Raw genomic sequence first — 20,591 nt, forward strand, 5'->3', positions numbered from 1 at the left:
ACCAGTGTTGCTCCTCCAAAGGAGGTCAACACACGACTTGGATCAGCCGACAAATAAGTATCGATTAAATGGCGCATGTCCGGATCATATTTCTTCAAATCCACATAGTCACCGCTGGCTAAACGCACATCGTCACGCACCTTGATGTAGTAGGTAACTTCTCTCTCCAACGCCTTAATCTGTTCCACGGTATAGTAATACTTTTCTTGCAATTCGCCCGATACTTCACCAAAAGCGCGAAGAGCGGTTGCCGACAGATTGTAAAGCTGTTCCCGCTTAGGCATATTCTCTTCCAATTCATCCAAGTCAAAGGCTTCGGTATTGGTACCGCAGAAATAATGGTAGTAGTCCACCATATCTTTAGGTGGAGCTACTGGCTCGCACAGTGCGCGCAGAGCTTCCAGTGAATCCTCCAACTGTTCCTTAGCCTTGTCCAAGCGGTCTGTCAGCAGGCCGGAGACATCTTCCTTATCGTAGCTGTCAAATGCTTCGGAAGTATAGTCTGCAACCGCATTTTCCAAGGAGCGAAACAGTTCTTTGTAGTCAATAATATACCCAAATTCCTTATCTTCGCCATCCAGACGATTGACGCGGCAGATTGCTTGGAACAAGCCATGATCTCGCATAGACTTATCAATATACAGATAAGTGGCAGGCGGAGCATCAAAACCTGTTAGCAGCTTGTCCACCACGATCAGCAGTTTCATCTGTTCCGGCTGCTTAATAAACTTTTCCTTGACCTCTTTTTCAAATGCCTTCGGGTCTTTTCCACCCAGCATCTTCATGTAGATCTCGTATTGCTCCACAGCCTCGGTCTCGCCATCATCACCTACGGTTTCAGTGCGAATATCACCCACCGCTGGTTCGTAAGAAGTCACGATGGCGCACTTGCCCTTCAGCTCGGTTTCCTGAAACAATTCGTAGAATTTGCATGCCTGATAGATACTACCAGCCACCAGCATGGCATTACCCCGCCCATCGTGCAGGCGCGGTTTTGTCTCCATATCAAAAACAATATCCGCTACAATCTGTCCCAATCGGGCCTTGGAGCTGAACATCTTTTGCAGATTGCCCCAGCGCTGTTTCAGCTTGGCTTTTGCCACACCGGTCAGACCGCGCGTTTTTGCCTCAAACCAAGCGTCGATCCGATCCTGCTGGACAACATTCTGCTCCACCTCACGAGCCTCATAACGCAGATCCAAAACCACTTTATCCCGCACAGCTTCATCAAACTTATAGCGATGGATGTAAGGGCCAAATACCTCCAGACTGGTCTCCTTATCTTTTTTCATCAATGGAGTACCTGTGAAACCGATAAAGGTGGCATTCGGCAAAATGGTTTCCATCGCTTTGTGGAGCTTGCCGGATTGGGTACGGTGGCATTCATCCACAAAGACATAGAAATATCCTTTGGGAGAAAAGTTTTCCGGCAGCGAGCGTTTCAGCTCCTCAATAAATCCAGTATAATCGGACTCGCCGCTCTTGCTTTTGTTTTTCTTGCCAAACTTGTGAATCAGGGAGCACATCATGACCGGCGAGGTGTCGTTGATCTTCTGAATCAATTCGCTTCCCCGGCGAATACGGACAATGCTCTCATTTACCCCGGCAAACACCTGCTCAATCTGCACATCCAGCTCGTCCCGGTCGGTGATAATCAGGATACGGCTGTCAGAAATATTCTCCTTGATCCACTTGCTGAGCCACACCATGGTCAAGGATTTTCCAGAGCCTTGGGTGTGCCAGATGATGCCTCCCTCATGCCGCCGCACAAAATCCCGTGCTGCCATATTGCCAAAGAACTGATTAGGTCGACAGGTCTTTTTTACTCCACTGTCAAACACAATGAAATTATGCAGCAGCTCTACAAGCCGCTCTTTCCGGCACAGAGAAATCAGGTTTTTGTCCAGACGCAGGGGGTATTTTTCGATTTGAGCGCGTACCGCTACGGAAACTTCATCTTTGGCGTTGGGATCTTCTTTCCAGGAAAGATAATACTTTTCTGATGTGCCGGTGGTGCCATAACGCGCCCCCTCGGAATCATTGCCCGCCAGGACGAGCCCAATCGTGGCAAAGAACTGCATGATCATATCCGGGCGCTGGTTTGTCAGGTTCTGGCGAATGCCCTCCGACATGGAAACTGTGCTGCGCTTCAGCTCAATGACGGCAAAAGCGATGCCGTTGATGTACAGCACCAAATCAGGGCGCTTGTGCTTGATGGTTACTTCCTCAGCGATGTAAAAGTCATTTTCAAGGGGATGCTCCCAATCCACAAACTGGACTGTGACCTTATGCTGGCCGACAGACTTGCTGACCTTGACGCCGTAGCGCAGCTTTTTATAGGTCTGCTCATTCAGGTCGTAAAGGTTCACCGACTGATCTCCAGCAGCATCCTGTAGCTCCTTCAAGGCGCGGCTGATAAGTACCGGCGAATAACCATTGCGGGTCAGAAATTTCGTCAGCAGTTCGGTTTCAATATTGGAGTTTTTCCGTTCGGTGAAATCGCCCAGATAGGTATAACCGAGTTCCTGGGCAAATAGCTTTATGACACGCTTCTGCGTGGCTTTTTCCCGTTGGCCGACACCCATCTTTATCACTCCTTGTCAGGGAATAGTTCTTGGCAGTACTTGATGGCTCGCTGAATATCTACGTCCTTGAAATAATACTTTTTCAGTTTATCTCTCCATTCTTTATTAGAACGAATCAAATCTTTAATCAAGGCTACGGAAATTGCCTTACCTTCCCGCCGCAAGTCGCAGATTGCCATATCTACCGTTGCCAAAAGCTCCAGCTCATTGACGCTTGTATACTGGAACTGCGACACCAGCCAATCCACATCCGTCTGCTTGCCCCAATCCTGCAAATAGGCCATCGCCTTCTGCATCTGCACACCTTTTTCAAAACAGCTGCCCTTATCACTTCTCTTAATCTGAATATACTTATTCTTTTGAGCAATCGGCTCGCCGCCTTTATAGCGGACTTCATCAGCGTAGGGACCAGCCGCTTTTTTATGAAAGGCGGAAATATCCGCCTGCTCCTTGCGGCGAACCAGATAGAGCAGCTTCTGAACTTTTTTACGTCCCAGAGGGTACTTCTCGGAATAGAAAGCGTTCACAATTCCTGCAATCATGACTGCATCATCAAAATGCTGATTGTGTGTCGGTTGATGCTGTTTTTCCCGAACCATGTGTGCCTCCGGCGACTTTTTGACATCTGCATCTACCAGCCGAATCCGTCCGGTGAGCAGTTCCTGCATCATGCCCTGCTTGATCTGTTGATACTTTGCCAGTTTCTTTTCCAACTGCTCAATTTCACTGTCCATATCAGAAAGGACTTGAGCGATGGCTTGTTGCTCTGCTAATTCTGACGGTGCTTTAAAAGTAAAATCGACAAAATCTTTTTGATACAAATGGTTGATTGTCGAACCGGCAGACAATTTTGCGAGGAAATTGTCAAATATAAATGAATTCAGTACGTGATAAACAAAATTAGGGTCAAACGAATTTTCTTTTGCAGGGCGAATGACAAAAACGCCACTATTTAATGTTGTAGGTTTTTGAATATCGGAAATGTACGCTACCTTTCCAATAGTTCCATCTTTGGTAAGCAAAATATCGTGTTTTTTGATTTGAATATTCAAATCTTGCTTATATCTTTTTTCATCGACAAAGTGACATGTATCCCATTTAATTTTGCCGCTATGAAAGTCTGTTCCTGTTATCAGATAAGCAAATCCTGACTGTAAATACTCCGAAGTCGTTAATCCTTGCCAACCTATCCGTGCTTTTAGCTTGGCGCTTTCTGCAAAATTTAGTTCTTCCCATTCCTCGTTAAACCCCGACAGGCGTTTTTTGCCGGTGAGCAGTTCCTGCATGGCCCCCTGCTTGATAGCTTTCTTTTTCTCAATCAGCTTTTGCAGGGAGGAAATCAGGCTATCTACATCGGAAAGAGCTTCAGCAACAGCGACCTGTTCTTCAATTTTGGGAATAGGAACTGCCATTTTAGCAATCATATCTCTGCGAACAGAATCTACAGAAGACTTTGCAGTGTATTTAGACACTTCCTTCAAAAAGTTTTCTCGAAAATAGTAATAAAAATATTTCCCTTTAATACCCTCAAATTCCGTCAGTATATAGACCCTTTGATGAGCATCAAATTTTCCATTAATATAATGAAAAACTTTTCCTGTACCGACCCCATCGCCTGCGGTTAGAATAGCCTCACAGTCATAGTGATATGTGTCAATGTGTTCAATTTTTGAGGAGCGAACAAAAAAAGGATACTTGCCGTTTTCTTGTTTATCTTCAGTGTTTCTACTACCTGTTTGAATCTTCAAATGATGCTCAAGTATATCAACATCCCAATCGTTAGGCAGTAACCCTAATGACGTTTTCTTCATTTCCTTTACCATGCAAACCCCATCCTTTCCAGATGAGATTTGACCTTGGCCTCGTAGTGGTCTACTTCATCCTCACATTCCTTCAGGGTATACTCATACCGCTCCACCAGCTGGGTCACACGCGCAGAAAGGTTATGAGACACCGCCTCGTGAATGGCATCAATTCCACTGTAAATAGCGGCAAACCACTTTTCTTCCACCAGCAGATGGCGAATCTCCTCCAGCGTTAGCTGGGGGTATTTTTTCTCCAGTTTGGTGTCCAAGTCTGCATCGGCCTGCTTAATTGCCTTTTTGTAATTGCTTTCGGCATCCAACAGGGACATATACTCCTTTAATGCAGCCAATTCTTCCTTGGCGGCGGGGTCTTTCTTGATTGCCTTGATACGGGCACTGATAGTGGTCTTTTTCAGATCATCCAGCTGAGCAAACAGTCCGTCCTCACCGCCATTTTCTTCGGCCAGTTCTTCCAGCTTGGCGGACACCTCATCCAGTTGGCCCTGAAGGGTATCCAGCGCCTTGACATCCTCCTTAAAAAAGTGTGCGGCAATCAAAGCCTTGGGGAGCAGCTTACCCTCAAAGCCCTTGATCTTATCGGTCTTGACCTCGATGGTCTGGCCGTTTTCTTTTTTCTTCTTGGTCACATACTCATAGGCAATTTCTCGCCCGGCCTCATAGCCGTCATAGCAGACCGCATACACATCGTCCTGCATGGTCTCTGCCCAGTACTCCATCAGCACTTCATAGACATCGTATTTGTCGAGAAGAGCCACTTGGGCAAAATCATCCAGAAGCCGCTCGGAAATTTTGGCAATCAGCTCTTTGGGGTGAATGTCCCGACTGAGTTCCATCAAATCGTGGGTAACGGTCTCCTTCCATCGGGCATAGGCATCGTCCACCTGGTCGGCATGGCGGATAAACTCCGGGTGGGAGGTAATTGTGGAAACCACTTCGTCCTTGCCCACCGCCGGACGCAGATAACCCGAACGTAGCGGCTGAAACAGGATTTCCTTCAAAGATGGATATACCGCCCAATATTCCGCCATGCTGTCCACATCGGGTTCCGGAATACCGCCGTTCAGGTGAGCATTGATGTCCTGTAAATCTTCCGGCTCGCTGCTTTCAATATAGCGCGGGATATTCAGGTTGTACTCGTTGGTGACTTTGATCTCCTCGTTTGGAACAAACCGGGCAGACTTGGGGTCCGATTCATCCATTATAAGGAATGTAGTTACGATCTTATGAATGTCCTGTTCCCGCAGACGGTTCTTGTTGCCGTCCTTTACATAGCCTTTGCTGGCGTCAATCATAAAAATGCCGGTACGATCAGCAGCATCCTCTTTGTCCAGCACCAGGATACAGGCAGGAATTCCCGTGCCATAGAACAAGTTGGCAGGCAGACCAATAATGCCTTTGATATACCCCCGGTCAATGATCTTTTTGCGGATGTCAGCCTCGGCATTGCCACGGAATAGCACACCATGGGGCAAAATGATCGCCGCCTTGCCGGTAGATTTCAAGGATTTCAGGACATGCAGCAGCCAGGCGTAGTCGCCGTTTTTCTCCGGCGGCACGCCCAACACAGCCTCGCTGTATCGCCCATAAGAATCAGGAATCGTAATACCGTCCATCCAGGATTTATCCGAGAAAGGCGGGTTGACTACGATGTAGTTGAAGGTTTTCAGCAGTTCAGGGTTGTTCTCATCTTTATACTGGGGTGCCGACAAGGTGCTTTTATTACCAACAATGACGCCAGCGCCCTTGTTGTGTAGAACCAGATTCATGCGAGCAAGACCGGCGGTGGAGTTGTCCTTTTCCTGGCCATAGATAGAAATCTCACAGGGGGCCTCATCCGCCGCACGAATCAGCAGCGAACCGGAACCGCAGGCAGGATCGTAGACTGTCATGCTGGGATCGGTGGCTTTATCAATACCGATCACCTTTGCCATAATACGGGAGACTTCACCCGGTGTATAGAATTGGCCCTTGCTCTTGCCGGAATCCTGGGCAAATTTTCGCATCAAAAACTCGTAGGCGTCGCCCAGAATATCATCACCGCCAGCGCGATTATTTGTGAAGTCTAGCTCTGGCTTCTGGAAGATCTCCACGAGACCGGACAGCTTATCCACCGCTTCTTTATCGGTGCCAAGCTCCTCGCTGTTAAAGTCGGCAATGTCGATAATACCTTTCAAGTCGTTGGCTTCTGCCAACTTGCCAATGATGATATTGATGCCTTCACCAATGTTTTTCTTATATTTCAAGGCAATAATATCGTCAAAGCTGCCGCCTTCCGGCACTTCAATGTCCCAATTATCGCTACTCTTGAAACGATCGGACACATACTTTACAAACAGCAGTGTCAGAATGTAATCCTTATAACGAGCCGGTTCCACACCGCCCCTCAGTTTATCACACGCAGCCCATATCTGGCTGTAAATTTCGCTCTTTTTGATTGCCATCGGTACCTCTCCGTTTTCTTTTATCCCCTGCCAGTTCCCCTTTACTCCTCTGGCGGAACGGGGATGTACACCATTTTCAGAGGAATCATTTTACGGTATTTGACACTGAGCTGGTCGTAATATTTCAAGACCAGATCCACAAGTTCTGTGCCGTTAATACCGCGAATAATAGGGGTGTTATCCAGGTATTTCTGCGCATTTTTGGTATAGTTGGACAGTGTCACAAACAGGCCATAATCTCCTTCACGCATAGCACCTTTCAGAGACTGGATGGTAGTCTCTTTGATGTCTCCATCCTGGCTTTTGACTTGGACAACAATGCGGGGAGGCAGTTCGTCTTTATAGGCGGTAATGTCGATACCGCTGTCACCACCATGCGGAGACAGGATCGTGCGGTAGCCCATGGCCTGCAAAAGATTTGCAACAAACGGCTCCAAATCATAACCTTTCAGATTTTTGCTCAACTCTTTCAAGATAAAGTCGCGGGTAGCCTCGATAATTTCATCCGCCGTTTGTGCCACTGTGTCATCGGTATCCGGCTCCAAGATATTGCCTTTGAAGTCCTTATCCAGAGCCTTCAAATACTCATCCGCATAGTTCTTTACCAGGAAAAAAGTCAATGCCGACCCGACTTCATGCAAAGCCCCTTGGGAAAAAGCTGTGCGCGGCAGATGCTTGAGCCATTTCACTTTTCGACGATTGGGATACTGTGCTGCGGCAGACTCATAGAAATAGGCACTCTCCACGACCCCAATGTTAATCTTACGGTCAATTTTGGACGGGAACACCACATAGTCCCCTTCCTGCACCTCATGAACGAATCGATATAGCATTCCAGCACTTGTGGCAATTGAACCTTTTTTAGCGTCCGGAAAGGCCGCGATATATTTTTCTTTGTAGGCATCACGGGATGTACTTGTAGCCGATAAGTCGCCCATCTCTCCCCAGCCGATTGCAATTAGATTCTGATTCAAAAAAAGAGGATCGTCCATCGTATGGATTCCCCAAACTGTTTTGTTTGCTACCGCCATAACAGCCACACTCCTATCCGATCTTTCACAGCTTTTCAGCCTGCTAGGGTCTTGTATCCAGAAAGTCGCCTTTAAATGTCAGACCACTTTGTCGAAATTCTTGCCTATTATTCTTCCGGAACAAACTCCAGAATATCGTCCACACCGCACTTCATCACACGACAAATCTTCTCGATGCTTTCGATAGAAACATACTCGTTGCGCTTTAGGCGAGTGATAATATTGGCACTAAAACCGGCCTTCTCTTTTAGCTGTGCATTGCTTATCTTTTTATCAATCATCAGATGGAATAAGCGGTCATAACAAATCGCCATTTTAGTCCCTCCAAAGCAAGAAATGCTTGGATGTATTTTATCACATTTTCGTGAAAAACTCAAATCCGATTCATTAGATGGAGAAAAGAAAACGCCAGCAGCGCATCTTTTGGATGCTGCTTCTGGCGGATCTACTTTGCTGCCAATCTAACATGCTTTTCTATGTCACAATATTTAGGTAGGTGTGTTCACTCTTTTTCGTCCTCCGTGCGATCCGGCAACGGTATCACCCGCAGTTCAGTCTCTGGTTCGCTGATATACATTTCCTCGCACTCCCGCTGGGCTTCGATCAGCGTGTTGATTGCCTGTTCGGTTGCACGGAACAGTATCAGATACATTTTCTTATAGTCCGGCATACTATCACCTCGAAATTCATGATAACCTAAAATAGGTTAAAAGTAAATAACCTGTTTCAGGTTATGGCATACTCACCTTGAGGTGAATGCCATGAACAGATTGCGAGACTTGCGAGAAGATGCAGACTTGAATCAGACACAGGTTGCCAAATTTCTGGGGATGTCACAAACAGGGTATTCCAAGTACGAGACCGAAGAAAACGATATTCCGACGCAGGTTTTGATTAAATTAGCTGGGTTTTATAAAACCACTACGGATTACATTCTGGGGATCAGCGATCGTCGGGATCCAATTTAACAGGAAAGCGGCATGGATTTTCCATGCCGCTTTCCTATTACTCTGCCCTTAACTGACACACCCCAATCCGTGCTTTTACCGGCAGCGTGCCCCGCTGCCGCAGCACGCGCAGCACCGGCTGCTGAAAATCCCATGCGATGATACGCACCGGTGCTTCCGGGTTAGGCTCCTGCGCCAGATACTCAAGCAGCTCCATCCATTGCCCCTGAAGCAGGGATAGTGTGATGCCTATTTTTGCCTTCTCCTGCTCTTCCATCTGCGCAATGCCAGCGCGCCAGTCCTTCCGATCGAAGTGCTGCACAAAGGCCTGTGCTGACCCATCCAGCGGCAGCAGGATTGCGTTGTCCTCCCACGTGACATGAAAGTTCAGCTTCATGTGCCGGAGTGCGCGGGGATCCTTTCTCAGCGCCCAGAGCGAGTATTCCAGAATCTCCGCGATCGCTTCTGGCGTTTCGACGAGGATTACCTTCTCAAACGACACCATTGCCCCAGCTAGCCGCACGGCCGCGTTTTTCTCGCCGTTGGGATTGAGCCGCTGGTTGCCGTTTCCGAAGTGGTACACTGGATGGATGAACCGCTCCTCGTCATAGATGCAGCCGACGAACCGAGAATATTTCAGGCTGTCGGTGCTGCGGACAGCTTTCCGTTCCTGTTCGCGCTTGATCTGCAAGGACGTCTGGTATTTGCACCTGCAAAGCAGGACGAAGAACAGCCACGCCTCGTTGATGCGGCTGAGCCGCACCGCCTTTTCGATGCTGTGCGTGCCTATCGGCTTGTCCAGGGTGAACGCTTTCGATTTTCTCCGGTCTTTTTGCAGCACCCGGCAATAGGCTTCAAACCCTGCATCTGTGACGAAAAAACTCTTGTGGCCCGGCGCCTTGACAACTTCCAGATATCCCGCGCGACACAGCTTCTGAAACGCATCCTGTGTGCGCGCATAGTTGCTTCCCAGCAATTTGAGCGCATGGTATGGAAGCTGCCCACAGACAACGCTGACTTGCAGCAGCAGCCATGCGGCGCTGTTTCTACATATCCGCATTGTACCCTGCTCCCAGATCGAAAACCGGGATTTTGCCGGGCCGGATACAGATCACGGTCTGATCCCTGTCGCCCCAGCAGCTCGTCTGGACATTGGAGCAGTAGATGCCGCTGTCACTAGTCAGCAGATACCGCTCAATGACATTCAGAACAGCGCGCGTTTCCAGATTATCATGATCCCGCACATCGGCGGGCTGATGCGAGGCCACATAGCAGTGGTAAAACACGACCGTACACGCCCGGAACCGCGGCAGGGCGGATGCCCGGCGTGCCAGCAGCCGGTTCAGCGGCTCGCACACGAATTCGGTGCAGCTGCTTCGTTTGGACAGGCGCAGCGGCAGCCGAATCATCACCGAGCCGTCTTTCTGTATGGCCAGTTCGTAGCCGTCCGGCAAATCGTCATCAGCCTGATCTTGTCGATCGGCGGTCATAGCTGTTCCCACATCTGCCCGCGAAAAATATTTCCTGCTGCACAGGAAATATTTTTCGCGGGTCTCTGCATAGGCCTCGCGGGCGGCGATTGCGGTATCCTGCGCGGCATTTGCCAGACGGCGTAGGTAGTCGTCATCGTCACGGCCTACCGCAAGACGCTCGGACAATTCATTCAGATTTTGCAGGGTGGCGAGGAATGCCGCCCCGGTTCGATCATGCATCGAAGCCTCCTCCTCTCTGCTCTTTGGGTTCGAAAACGCGAAAATCATTACCGCCCATACCCTTGCGGCAAACAACTTCGTAAAGAGGAACAGCAGTGTGGTCAGTAATTGCAATTTTCGAGATGTAAATTCGCGTTTGACGGGCGTTTTCTTATGAAAGAAATATCTTTTTGCAATTACCGCCCAATGCAGCGTTTTTTCAAAAGTGCACCTTTTCGGCGCTTTCAATTTCGGACAGAAAAGGTGCACTTTGGGGCAAAATTACCGCCCACTGTTTTGCGATTTACCGCACGGTTTTACGGGCAAAAAGTTCTGTTTTTTTCGCGTTTCCAACTTAGCCTACTCTCCTGTCTGCCGGTCGATCCATGCAAGAACTTTGTCCTTGGGTGCCAATTTTCGTTTTCCGATATGTAATGTCGGAAAGTCAGCGCGGTTCAAAAGCTGGTACGCACCCGACCGTGAAATGCCGAGCAGCATCGCGATCTGTTCGGCATTCAGCACATCGGGGTAGTCCTCATATGCGATCCGTTTCATCTTCATCCCTCCTCCCAGTTGACAAATTAGATTGTTTCGTCTATTATAGAACTATAATTCTACGAAAACATAATAACATCTTGAAATGATTTGTCAATAGGTGTATAATTATTTTATAAATAAATATTTCTATATTGAGGTGGAGGATTTCCTATGCACCTGATCATTCCGTCCGAGTGCCGTCTTCGCGTATTTGTTACGGCAAAGCAGGAGGTTTTTGAATTTTACGACAATGCAGAACACATGCTGCACCGGCACACCTTTTCTTACGGAGAAAGCATCATCCAACTGCTGGAGAACTGGAAGGAAACTGATGAACCCCTTTTACAGGAAGCCTATGAATATCTGAAAAAGCGAGCGCAGGTCGGAGAGGAAAACATGGGAGAATGGAATGAAATACTGTTCCGTTTTCAGCATGTGGATAACCCGTTCCTCTATCTGCTGGTCATGCAGCTTGCACCGCTGCTGCTCAAATGCTTCTACGATATCGATCCTGCAATTGTCACCGAGTTCCGCGAGGAACTGGACAAGGTCAGGGCAGATGCACACACGCTGCTGTACGATTGCCTGAATCCGGAAACAGCGGATATCTGCCGCCGGTATTGGGAGATCTGGGGGCGTACACCCATGCGCTTGCCTGCTATCCGCACGGAATTGCTCCCTGCCCGCACGCGCGCGGCCTATAACGGCTGGATCTCGCCAGCCGAGAACACAGATCCGGAATACCTTTACAGCACACAACAGCAGATGATACTGGCAGAGGTGTGCTATCCCCGATCCGTACAGGAACTATACGTTTTCCTCAAATCCACCTATCTGCGCCGTGCGGTACGCTTCAAAGAATGCCGGCTATGCGGCAAGCTGTTTGCCGCAACGGACGGCGACCGAACAGAGTACTGCTCCCGTGAATATGAAAAAGGCAAAACCTGCCGGGAGGTTGGTGCCTCGCGTGTCTATCAGAAAAAGCTGCTCGGCAACCCGATCACACGCGCCTATAACCGCGCCTACAAGACCCACAACGCCCGCATCCGTTACGGCACAATGACGCGCGAGGAATTCAATGCATGGACAGAAGAAGCCAAAAAGCACCGTGATGCCTGTCAGGCTGGCGAAATCTCGCTGGAACGCTTTGAGGAATGGCTGAAACAATGAAGGAAACAGAAACCTGTTTCTGTTTTCAGATATAACGAGAGGAGCGTGTAACATATGAGTACGCGGGATTCCCGCGGTACCTCTGGTGGCGGCAATATCCGACAGCGTCCCGACGGACGCTGGGAAGGCCGCTACACAGCAGGTATCGACCCGGGCACCGGAAAGCAAATCCAAAAATCCATCTATGGCAAAACACAAAAGGAGGTGCGAGAGCGTTTACGCAAGATCACATCTGAAATCGACGAGGGCAGCTATCTGGAGCCGTCTAAATGCCGTGTGGGCAAATGGCTGGATATCTGGCTGAACGAGTATACCGAGAACGTCAAGCCGTACACCAAGTATTCCTATCGAGTGACCATCAAGAATCACTTAAAGCCGGCTTTCGGCTATGTCCGTCTGGCCGAACTGAACACCGTCATGGTACAGGCGTTTCTTAACAATCTGGTGCGCAGCAAGGCGGAAGGCGGCAAGGGGCTGTCCCCAAAAACCGCAATCAACATTCACGGTGTATTTCACCGCGCGCTCAAGCAGGCAGTCAACATTGGTCTGATCCGCAGCAACCCCACCGATGCCTGTATCCGCCCACGCGGCGAACGAAAGCCGATCCGTCCGCTGGAGGACGAGGAGGTCGGCGCGTTTCTGCGCGCGATTGAAGGACATCGCTTTGCGTCGCTTTATCTAGTCGACCTGTTCACCGGCATGCGGCAGGGCGAGATTCTTGGACTGACTTGGGACTGCGTGGACTTCCGGCGCGGCACGATTTTTCTGTACCGTCAGCTGCAGCAGCGACAGGCGAAGGGCGACTTCGGATATTACTTCACTTCACTCAAAAACGGAAAGTCGCGCACCATCACGCCTGCCCCTACCGTCATGCGGGTATTGCAGGCACAGCGAAAAGCGCAGAACGAAATGCGCCTGCGCGCCTGCGCTGCTTGGCACAACGACGAAGAACTGGTATTTACCGACGAACTCGGCCGACCGCTCAGTCGGCGCACCGTATACAAAAACTTCAAGCAGATCGCAAACCAGCTTGATCTTCCTAATCTTCGCTTCCACGATTTACGGCATACATTTGCCACCATCTCTTTTCAGTCCGGCGACGATCCCAAGACCGTACAGGAGAATCTCGGGCATCATTCGGCTGCTTTTACACTGGATGTTTACGGTCATGTGACCGACCGCATGAAGCGTGAAAGTGCCGAGCGCATGGAACGCTTTATTCACTCCACCATCGCCCGATAAGGGTAAAAATAAGGGTCAAACCGCGATAGCAAAAATATGAATTCGAAAATAAGTTCTGAAAACGACTTGAAATATAAAAAAATACGGTATTAAACCGAAGTTTAATACCGTATTTCTGGCGGAGAGTCAGGGATTTGAACCCTGGAGACGCTCATCACGCCTACACGATTTCCAATCGTGCGCCTTCGACCACTCAGCCAACTCTCCATATCATCCAATCTGCTCCCGCAGAGGACGAAATATATTATATCCCATCTTCCGGTTTTCGTCAAGCTATTTTTTCGTATTTTTCCTTATTTTTTGAATTTTTTCATTTCAAAGGGCCCTGCGCCGCAGCGCAGAGCCCTTTCGCTTTTTACTTCTGAAATTCGGAGCGAACCTCCATGTACCGAATGATTTCCTCCACAACACCGTCAAACCCCAAAACGGCGGAGTTGATCGACAAATCATAATTGCGCGCATCGTTCCAGTCATTTCCGGTGTGATGCTTATAATACTTTGCACGGTAGTCGTCAATCTCCGCAATTTTCTTTACTACCGCATGTTCCGGCAGCGAGTCCACCAGCATGGCCTGCTCCAGGCAGAAGGCTGCGTCGGCATGAACAAACACGCGAACCACGTCCGTTCGGTCGCGCAGCACATAATCTGCACAGCGGCCAATCAACACACAGGGGCCTTCCGTTGCCAGACGGCGAATAATCTTGGCCTGGTAGTCAAACAGCGCTTCATCCCGCAGGTATGCCTTGGAGGAATCTGCCGGCACCGCCGTATCTCCCTTATAACGGCCGCGCAGGCGGTCCAACAGGTCCGGTTTGAGCCGCTCATCGGTAAACAGCACGGCGTTAATGCCGCTGTCCTCAGACGCCATTGTAATGATCTCACGGTCATAACACGGGATGCCGAGGCGTTTGGCCAGCATCCGGCCGACCGTTTTACCGCCCGAACCATATTGCCGGGCAATCGTAATAATATACGGCTGCATTCGTCTTATCCCCTTTACTCGCCCAAATAGGCTTTTTTAATCGAATCATCATTCAGCAGATCGGCTGCCCTGCCTGTTTTCACAATATTGCCCGTTTCCAGCACATATGCACGGTCCGCGATGGAAAGCGCCTTTTTGGCATTCTGCTCCACCAGCAGCACGGTCGTACCGGCAGCGGAAACTTCCTGAATAATCCGGAACACTTCGCTGACAAGCAGCGGAGACAGACCCATGGACGGTTCGTCCAGCAGCAGCAGTCTCGGCTTGGCCATCAGCGCACGGCCCATCGCCAGCATCTGCTGCTCGCCGCCGGACAGTGTGCCCGCAGGCTGGTTTTTACGCTCCTCCAGGCGCGGAAAGCGCTGATACACCTCGGCCAGCGAAGCTTCAATTTCGCTCTTGGGACGGGTATAGGCGCCCAGTTTCAGATTTTCGCGCACGGTCAAGCCGGAAAAGACGCGCCGCCCCTCCGGCACATGCCCCATGCCCAGCCGCACAATCGCATGGCCTGGTTTTTTCGTAATATCGGTTCCTTCAAACGTCACCGTGCCGCTCTTGGCGGGCAGCAAACCGGTAATCGTATGCAGCGTAGTGGTCTTTCCCGCGCCGTTGGCGCCGATCAGCGCAACGACCTCGCCCTCGTTTACCTCGAAGGAAACGTCGCGCAGCGCGTGAATCAGGCCGTAATATACGTTAATGTCCTTTACTTCCAGCATAGCCATGGTTCGTTTCCTCCTTTCTCATTCGCCCAGATAAGCGGTAACCACTTCGTGGTCGCTGAGCACCTCAGCCGGCGTTCCCTCCGCAAGCAGCCGGCCAAAATTCAGCACATACAGATATTCGCAAATACCCGAAACCAGCTTCATATCGTGCTCAATCAGCAGAATGGTTGCGTCAAACTTATCCCGCACCAGGCGGATGGTATCCATCAGTTCAGCGGTCTCGTTCGGGTTCATGCCCGCCGCCGGCTCGTCCAGCAAAAGCAGTTTGGGATCGGTTGCCAGCGCACGGGCAATTTCCAGCTTGCGCTGCTTGCCATAGGGCAGATTGGCCGCGCGATAGTCCGCCACGCCGTCCAGATCAAAAACTTTGAGAATTTCCATCGCGCGCGCATCCATCGCGCGCTCCTTTTTCCGGTAGGAGCCAACATGCAGCAGGCTTTCTGCCAGCGAGTACGTTATCTCGTTATGCAGACCGGTCTTTACATTGTCCAGCACCGAAAGGTTTTGAAACAGCCGGATGTTCTGGAAGGTGCGGGCCACGCCCATCTTGCAGATCTCATGCGGTTTTTTGCCGACAAGGTTCTGCCCATCCAGACGGATGCCGCCGTCCGTCGGACGGTACACGCCGGTCAGCATATTGAACACAGTGGTCTTGCCTGCGCCGTTGGGTCCAATCAGGCCGACCAGGCCGCCTTTTTCTATCTTCATGCTGAACTCATCGACGGCGCGCAGGCCGCCGAACGAGATACCCAGCTCGGTCACTTCAAGCATCGCCATGGTCACGCGCCCTCCTTTCCGGTCTTATCGGCTTTTTCCATCTGCTTCAGACCGCGTTTTTCCAGCAGCCGCTGCTTAATCGGCGAGTTGTTGAACAGCATCAGCGCAATCAGCAAAATCGCATAAATCAGCATGCGGTAGTCACGCACAGCGCGTAGCAGTTCCGGCAGAATCGTCAGCAGCGTCGCTGCGATGATCGAGCCCCAGATGTTGCCCAGGCCGCCCAGCACCACAAAAACCAGCACCAGAATGGAGGTGTTGAAATCAAACTTGACTGCGGTAACCGTCGAGAAATTCATGGCGTACAGCGTGCCCGCCATGCCGGCAAACGCCGCCGAAATCACAAACGCCAGCAGCTTATACCGCGTGGTTGAAATACCCATGGCGTCAGCCGCAATCTTATTATCCCGCACGGCCATAATCGCGCGGCCTGCGCGGCTGTGAACCAGATTAAGAATAATAAACAGCGTAATCAAAATCAGTACAACGCCCATTGTGAACGTGGAAATTTTCTGCACGCCCGACACGCCCATCGGCCCCTTAATAATCATCTTTCCGCCCTCAGCCAGCTCAAAATTCTGCTTGAGAAGCGAAAAATGCAGACCGTTTGCGTCCATGCCGACATACAGCACGTTAACGATGTTCATAATGATCTGTCCAAACGCCAGCGTGACAATCGCCAGATAGTCGCCCTTCAGGCGCAGAACCGGCACGCCGACAATCACGCCCGCAACAGCCGCCATGATACCGCCGACTGCAACTGCAACCGCCATGCGCAGCGGGGCAGACGGAATGCTTTCGGCCAGCACGGTCGAAACCACAATGCCGGAAAACGCGCCGACTGACATAAAGCCCGCGTGGCCAAGCGAAAGCTCTCCCAAAATGCCAACCGTCAGGTTGAGCGAAATCGCCATGATGACATATGCGCAGATCGGCACCAGCATGCCGCCCAGCGCGCTGCTGATCACACCGGCAGCATTTGCTGCCTGCACCAAAACGTATGCAAGAATCACAATGCCGTAGCAGAGCAGCGTATCACGGCCCCGCTTGGACGCGGCGTAAGACTTTAACTTTTTCATCTTTCCGCCCCCCCTCAGACCTTCTCGCTGACATGCTTGCCGAGCAAGCCGTCCGGCTTGACCAGCAGCACAACAATCAGCACCGCAAACACAATTGCATCCGACAGCTCCATTGAAATATAGGCGCGGCCGAAAATTTCGATTACGCCCAGCAGAATACCGCCGATCAATGCGCCGGGAATCGAGCCGATACCGCCGAATACCGCCGCGGTAAACGCCTTAATGCCGGGCATTGCGCCGGTGGTCGGCACCAGAATCGGATAAGCCGAGCACAGCAGTACGCCCGCAATCGCGGCCAGACCGGAGCCGATGGCAAACGTGACCGAAATCGTCGTATTGACATTGATACCCATCAGCTGCGCCGCGCCCTTATCCTCGGACACCGCGCGCATTGCCGTACCCATCCGCGTTTTGCTGGTAAACAGGGTCAGTGCGACCATGATGACAATGCAGGCCGCCACAGTTAAAACCGTAACACGCGAAACGGAAAGCTGCCCCTCAAAAAAGGTAAAGGGTTCACCCGTGATAACAGGCGCAAAGCTTTTGGGGTTGGATGTCCATATCAGCAGCGCCGCGTTCTGCAGGAAATACGATACGCCGATGGCGGTAATCAGCACCGCCAGCGACGGCGCCATACGCAGCGGTTTATACGCCAGCCGCTCAATCGCCATACCCAGCACTGTGCAGACGACAACCGCCAGCAGCACCCCCGCAATCACAGGCAATCCCAGATAGTTGGTTGCACAGAAGCACATATACGCGCCAATCATAATCACGTCGCCATGCGCAAAGTTCAGCATTTTGGCAATGCCGTAAACCATTGTGTAGCCCAGCGCAATAATCGCATACACGCTGCCCAGGCTGACGCCGTTGATCAGATGGTTCAGAAAGGTCATGGTTGCAAACACCTCAAATCTTTTTTACAGTTCTCTTTTGCTTGTGGGGTGAGGCCGCGGTTCGTCCCGCGCGGCCAAGCCGCCGCCCCACCCCATAACAGGGCGGAGAAAAAAGCACAAAGGAGGGTCGTCGCATTGCAATACGGCGCCCTCCTCTGCTCGTCATTCATACCTCTATATCCTGATGCGCCGCAGCGCACCATTTGCGCAGGCCGAAAATTGCTGCTTTCGTCTGATTTTCGACTGTCATCCGCACCGCTTTTGTATAAAGCACGGTTTCATCCGCAATTCGTCGAACTGCGTCCCCCTTAGAGGCTTTTACATGCCGACATACGCGCCATTCTTGATGACCATGCCCTTCGGGCTCTTGGAAACCGCACCGGTCTCATCCCAGGTCATGCCCTCGCCGGTCAGGCCGTCAAACGTTAGGCCCTGGAACGCTTCGATCATCTTGTCGCACAGGGTTGCAGCGTCCATATCGGGCGTTGCGCCGGCAGCTTCCAGCGCCGCCTTGTAGGCGTAAATGCAGTCGTAAGCGTCTGCCGCGAACTGGTTGGGCACGTCGCCGAACTGCTCCGTATACTTGGCAACAAACGCCTTGGTCTTTTCGTCGTCCGCGTCTGCATTGAACGGGGTCAGCAGCATAACGCCTTCCGCCAGCTCAGTGTCAAAGCCTTCAACGGTCAGGATGCCGTCCATGCCGTCCACGCCGAAGAACTTGGGCGCATAACCCATTGCGTTGGCCTGCGTCAGAATGAGCGAAGCCGCGTCATAGTACATCGGCAGGAATACCAGATCTGCGCCGGCATTCTTCGCATCGTTCAGCTGTACCGAAAAGTCGGTCTGGCTGGCGCTGGTGAAGGTGGTGACAGATACAATTTCCAGTCCCTTCACTTCCGCCTCAGCGGCAAACTTCTCATAAATACCAGAGGAGTAAACGTCGTCATTCTTATAGATGACCGCGATCTTGGTGCCGAGCTTCTGGTCGGCAATGTACTCTGCGGAGGCAGTGCCCTGGTTGGGGTCCTTAAAGCACATCTGGTAAATATTATCCTTGCCCTCGGTAACTGCAACCGCCGAAGCCGACGGAGTCAGCGCAAAAATGCGGTCGGCGTTATGGTCAGCCGCGGTCGCTTCCGCCGGCTTGGAGGTAACGCCGCCCAGCGAAAGCTGCATGCCCCAATCCTTGAGCGCATTATAAGCATTGGCCGCCTTTTCGGGGTCGTGCTCGTCGTCTTCATACTTCAGTTCAAACTGGATATCGCCGCCCTCGGCATTGATCTCATCCACTGCAATCTGCGCGCCGTTCATGGCCGCATTGCCGTAAATCGCCTCGCCGCCGGTCAGCGGGCCGTGACCGCCCACCTTAAAGGCCGTGCTTGCCGCAGTGCCGGAAGATTCGCCGCCCTGCGCTGCATCAGCGTCTGTCTTGGCGCCATCATCACCGCTGCCGCCGCAGCCGGTCAGCGCCGTTGCCAGCATCGCGCCGGCGAGAAGTAAGCTGAGTTTCTTCTTCATGGTTTATCGTCTCCTTTAATGAAACAACCTTTCCGTTTCTGCGCGGATACCGTACAGAACGGGCCGGATTGTTTTTATTATACTACAGTTTTACAAAATTGGCACTCTTTTTTCATCTTTTGAGCAATTTCAGACAAAACACCGATTATCTTTTTTATCTATGTATCTATTTTGTGCTTTCTTCCGAAAACATTTGTCCGTGCTGCAAGGAATCCTGCTCGTGTTTTCATCTCCGCAGGTCCGGCATCATGCAAACTGCAAATACGGCGTCAGCGCATCCTGTCTCCCCCGGCAGGGCACCGGTTCGCTTGCACCGCATACCCTGTGCGGAATCCGCCCCCCGCCTGCGCGTTCTTTCCTGAAAGCAGAAAAAAAGAAGGGTGCGGCAAGCGCGCCCTTCTTTTCCGGCTGTCCATATTGAAAGCAGCGGTTCAAACATTCATTCCAGTTCAAACGCGCCCGTATAAAGCTGATAATACTTGCCGTGCTGTGCAATCAGCGCAGCGTGATCTCCGCGTTCAATAATGCGGCCCAGCTCCAGCACCATAATGACATCGGCGTTGCGCACCGTACTCAGCCGGTGGGCAATGACAAACACCGTTCTGCCGTACATCAGCCCGTCCATGCCGGCCTGCACAATGGCCTCGGTGCGGGTATCAATGCTGCTGGTCGCCTCGTCGAGAATCATAACCGGCGGGTCGGCCACCGCCGCGCGCGCAATCGACAGAAGCTGCCGCTGGCCCTGCGACAGGCTGCCGCCGTCCCCGCCGATGACCGTATCGTACCCGTCGGGCAGGCGGCGGATGAAATCATCTGCATTTGCAAGCTGGGCAGCCGCCTCAACCTCCTCATCCGTGGCGGACAGATTGCCATACCGGATATTATCCCGAACCGTGCCGGTAAACAGGCAGGTGTCCTGCAAAACAATGCCGAGCGAGCGCCGCAAATCGGCCTTTTTGATTTTATTGATGTTGATGCCGTCATAGCGGATTTTGCCGTCCGCCAAATCGTAAAACCGGTTGATGAGGTTGGTAATCGTCGTTTTGCCCGCGCCCGTCGCGCCGACAAAGGCGACCTTCTGCCCTGGCTCTGCATAGAGCGAAACATCGTGCAGCACGATTTTTTCTGGATCATAGCCAAAGTCGAC

The 20,591-nt window shown here is 51.3% G+C and carries 19 protein-coding genes and 1 tRNA gene; 3 read left to right on the forward strand and 17 right to left on the reverse strand.

What is annotated here, in order from left to right; translation table 11 throughout:
* The 6 genes from ACOYIE_RS02710 to ACOYIE_RS02735 form a co-directional block, all read right to left on the reverse strand.
* A partial coding sequence (locus tag ACOYIE_RS02710) for a type I restriction endonuclease subunit R (protein ID WP_433410567.1) occupies positions 1-2,585 on the reverse strand: 2,585 nt, incomplete at its 3' end.
* 5 nt (positions 2,586-2,590) lie between these two features.
* Complete coding sequence (locus tag ACOYIE_RS02715; RefSeq protein WP_433410569.1) at positions 2,591-4,408, reverse strand: restriction endonuclease subunit S; 1,818 nt, start codon at positions 4,406-4,408, stop codon at positions 2,591-2,593.
* Positions 4,402-6,852, reverse strand: a complete 2,451-nt coding sequence (locus ACOYIE_RS02720) for a type I restriction-modification system subunit M (protein WP_433410570.1) — start codon at positions 6,850-6,852, stop codon at positions 4,402-4,404. Before ACOYIE_RS02720 ends, ACOYIE_RS02715 begins: the two co-directional genes overlap by 7 nt.
* Positions 6,853-6,893: 41 nt before the next feature.
* Positions 6,894-7,883, reverse strand: a complete 990-nt coding sequence (locus tag ACOYIE_RS02725) for a restriction endonuclease (RefSeq protein WP_433410572.1) — start codon at positions 7,881-7,883, stop codon at positions 6,894-6,896.
* A gap of 107 nt (positions 7,884-7,990) precedes the next feature.
* Positions 7,991-8,197 carry a helix-turn-helix domain-containing protein gene (locus ACOYIE_RS02730; protein ID WP_433410573.1) on the reverse strand — a complete coding sequence of 69 codons (207 nt, stop codon included), beginning with the start codon at positions 8,195-8,197 and terminating at the stop codon, positions 7,991-7,993.
* Positions 8,198-8,385: 188 nt separating this feature from the next.
* Complete coding sequence (locus ACOYIE_RS02735; protein ID WP_433410574.1) at positions 8,386-8,553, reverse strand: hypothetical protein; 168 nt, start codon at positions 8,551-8,553, stop codon at positions 8,386-8,388.
* 91 nt (positions 8,554-8,644) lie between these two features.
* Between ACOYIE_RS02735 and ACOYIE_RS02740 the strand changes: the two genes are divergently transcribed.
* A complete protein-coding gene (locus tag ACOYIE_RS02740) occupies positions 8,645-8,851 on the forward strand; it encodes a helix-turn-helix domain-containing protein (RefSeq protein WP_433410575.1) in 207 nt (68 codons plus the stop codon).
* Positions 8,852-8,888: 37 nt separating this feature from the next.
* On the opposite strand, the gene ACOYIE_RS02745 is transcribed toward ACOYIE_RS02740, so the two are convergent.
* From ACOYIE_RS02745 to ACOYIE_RS02755, 3 genes are all read right to left on the reverse strand, one after another.
* The gene (locus tag ACOYIE_RS02745; protein WP_433410576.1) at positions 8,889-9,890 is read right to left on the reverse strand and encodes a hypothetical protein; all 1,002 of its coding nucleotides are present in this window, start codon (positions 9,888-9,890) and stop codon (positions 8,889-8,891) included.
* Positions 9,877-10,542 carry a DUF6100 family protein gene (locus ACOYIE_RS02750; RefSeq protein WP_433410578.1) on the reverse strand — a complete coding sequence of 222 codons (666 nt, stop codon included), beginning with the start codon at positions 10,540-10,542 and terminating at the stop codon, positions 9,877-9,879. Before ACOYIE_RS02750 ends, ACOYIE_RS02745 begins: the two co-directional genes overlap by 14 nt.
* Before the next feature lie 339 nt (positions 10,543-10,881).
* A complete protein-coding gene (locus ACOYIE_RS02755) occupies positions 10,882-11,076 on the reverse strand; it encodes a helix-turn-helix transcriptional regulator (RefSeq protein WP_297283622.1) in 195 nt (64 codons plus the stop codon).
* 153 nt (positions 11,077-11,229) lie between these two features.
* Between ACOYIE_RS02755 and ACOYIE_RS02760 the strand changes: the two genes are divergently transcribed.
* Together ACOYIE_RS02760 and ACOYIE_RS02765 are read left to right on the forward strand one after the other, a co-directional pair.
* Positions 11,230-12,228 (forward strand): DUF6076 domain-containing protein, encoded by a 999-nt coding sequence (locus ACOYIE_RS02760; RefSeq protein WP_433410579.1) that lies wholly within the window; start codon positions 11,230-11,232, stop codon positions 12,226-12,228.
* Positions 12,229-12,282: 54 nt separating this feature from the next.
* Positions 12,283-13,470, forward strand: a complete 1,188-nt coding sequence (locus tag ACOYIE_RS02765; protein WP_433410581.1) for a tyrosine-type recombinase/integrase — start codon at positions 12,283-12,285, stop codon at positions 13,468-13,470.
* A 116-nt stretch (positions 13,471-13,586) separates the two neighbouring features.
* Here ACOYIE_RS02765 and ACOYIE_RS02770 read toward each other — a convergent pair.
* The 8 genes from ACOYIE_RS02770 to ACOYIE_RS02805 all read right to left on the reverse strand — a co-directional run.
* Positions 13,587-13,677: transfer RNA gene (locus tag ACOYIE_RS02770), tRNA-Ser, on the reverse strand.
* 148 nt (positions 13,678-13,825) lie between these two features.
* Entirely contained in the window at positions 13,826-14,452 is a 627-nt protein-coding gene (locus ACOYIE_RS02775; protein WP_433410583.1) for an AAA family ATPase, read from the reverse strand.
* 14 nt (positions 14,453-14,466) lie between these two features.
* Complete coding sequence (locus ACOYIE_RS02780) at positions 14,467-15,174, reverse strand: ABC transporter ATP-binding protein (RefSeq protein WP_433410584.1); 708 nt, start codon at positions 15,172-15,174, stop codon at positions 14,467-14,469.
* Between the two features lie 18 nt (positions 15,175-15,192).
* On the reverse strand, positions 15,193-15,951 hold the full coding sequence (locus tag ACOYIE_RS02785) for an ABC transporter ATP-binding protein (RefSeq protein WP_433410586.1): 759 nt from the start codon (positions 15,949-15,951) through the stop codon (positions 15,193-15,195).
* 2 nt (positions 15,952-15,953) lie between these two features.
* A complete protein-coding gene (locus tag ACOYIE_RS02790; RefSeq protein WP_433410588.1) occupies positions 15,954-17,030 on the reverse strand; it encodes a branched-chain amino acid ABC transporter permease in 1,077 nt (358 codons plus the stop codon).
* A 14-nt stretch (positions 17,031-17,044) separates the two neighbouring features.
* On the reverse strand, positions 17,045-17,926 hold the full coding sequence (locus ACOYIE_RS02795) for a branched-chain amino acid ABC transporter permease (protein ID WP_433410589.1): 882 nt from the start codon (positions 17,924-17,926) through the stop codon (positions 17,045-17,047).
* Positions 17,927-18,244: 318 nt separating this feature from the next.
* Complete coding sequence (locus ACOYIE_RS02800; protein WP_433410591.1) at positions 18,245-19,444, reverse strand: ABC transporter substrate-binding protein; 1,200 nt, start codon at positions 19,442-19,444, stop codon at positions 18,245-18,247.
* A 439-nt stretch (positions 19,445-19,883) separates the two neighbouring features.
* Positions 19,884-20,591 (reverse strand): ABC transporter ATP-binding protein (locus tag ACOYIE_RS02805; RefSeq protein ID WP_433410593.1); only part of this gene is annotated, 708 nt, incomplete at its 5' end.

This window comes from Agathobaculum sp. (genome assembly GCF_050946325.1).
In the GTDB taxonomy this organism is placed as follows: domain Bacteria; phylum Bacillota; class Clostridia; order Oscillospirales; family Butyricicoccaceae; genus Agathobaculum.

Coding starts and splice junctions, on each gene's coding strand:
- ACOYIE_RS02715 (WP_433410569.1), bottom strand. CDS start 4,408: ATGGTAAAGGAAATGAAGAAAACGTCATTAGGGTTACTGCCTAACGAT.
- ACOYIE_RS02720 (WP_433410570.1), bottom strand. CDS start 6,852: ATGGCAATCAAAAAGAGCGAAATTTACAGCCAGATATGGGCTGCGTGT.
- ACOYIE_RS02725 (WP_433410572.1), bottom strand. CDS start 7,883: ATGGCGGTAGCAAACAAAACAGTTTGGGGAATCCATACGATGGACGAT.
- ACOYIE_RS02730 (WP_433410573.1), bottom strand. CDS start 8,197: ATGGCGATTTGTTATGACCGCTTATTCCATCTGATGATTGATAAAAAG.
- ACOYIE_RS02735 (WP_433410574.1), bottom strand. CDS start 8,553: ATGCCGGACTATAAGAAAATGTATCTGATACTGTTCCGTGCAACCGAA.
- ACOYIE_RS02740 (WP_433410575.1), top strand. CDS start 8,645: ATGAACAGATTGCGAGACTTGCGAGAAGATGCAGACTTGAATCAGACA.
- ACOYIE_RS02745 (WP_433410576.1), bottom strand. CDS start 9,890: ATGCGGATATGTAGAAACAGCGCCGCATGGCTGCTGCTGCAAGTCAGC.
- ACOYIE_RS02750 (WP_433410578.1), bottom strand. CDS start 10,542: ATGCATGATCGAACCGGGGCGGCATTCCTCGCCACCCTGCAAAATCTG.
- ACOYIE_RS02755 (WP_297283622.1), bottom strand. CDS start 11,076: ATGAAACGGATCGCATATGAGGACTACCCCGATGTGCTGAATGCCGAA.
- ACOYIE_RS02760 (WP_433410579.1), top strand. CDS start 11,230: ATGCACCTGATCATTCCGTCCGAGTGCCGTCTTCGCGTATTTGTTACG.
- ACOYIE_RS02765 (WP_433410581.1), top strand. CDS start 12,283: ATGAGTACGCGGGATTCCCGCGGTACCTCTGGTGGCGGCAATATCCGA.
- ACOYIE_RS02775 (WP_433410583.1), bottom strand. CDS start 14,452: ATGCAGCCGTATATTATTACGATTGCCCGGCAATATGGTTCGGGCGGT.
- ACOYIE_RS02780 (WP_433410584.1), bottom strand. CDS start 15,174: ATGGCTATGCTGGAAGTAAAGGACATTAACGTATATTACGGCCTGATT.
- ACOYIE_RS02785 (WP_433410586.1), bottom strand. CDS start 15,951: ATGGCGATGCTTGAAGTGACCGAGCTGGGTATCTCGTTCGGCGGCCTG.
- ACOYIE_RS02790 (WP_433410588.1), bottom strand. CDS start 17,030: ATGAAAAAGTTAAAGTCTTACGCCGCGTCCAAGCGGGGCCGTGATACG.
- ACOYIE_RS02795 (WP_433410589.1), bottom strand. CDS start 17,926: ATGACCTTTCTGAACCATCTGATCAACGGCGTCAGCCTGGGCAGCGTG.
- ACOYIE_RS02800 (WP_433410591.1), bottom strand. CDS start 19,444: ATGAAGAAGAAACTCAGCTTACTTCTCGCCGGCGCGATGCTGGCAACG.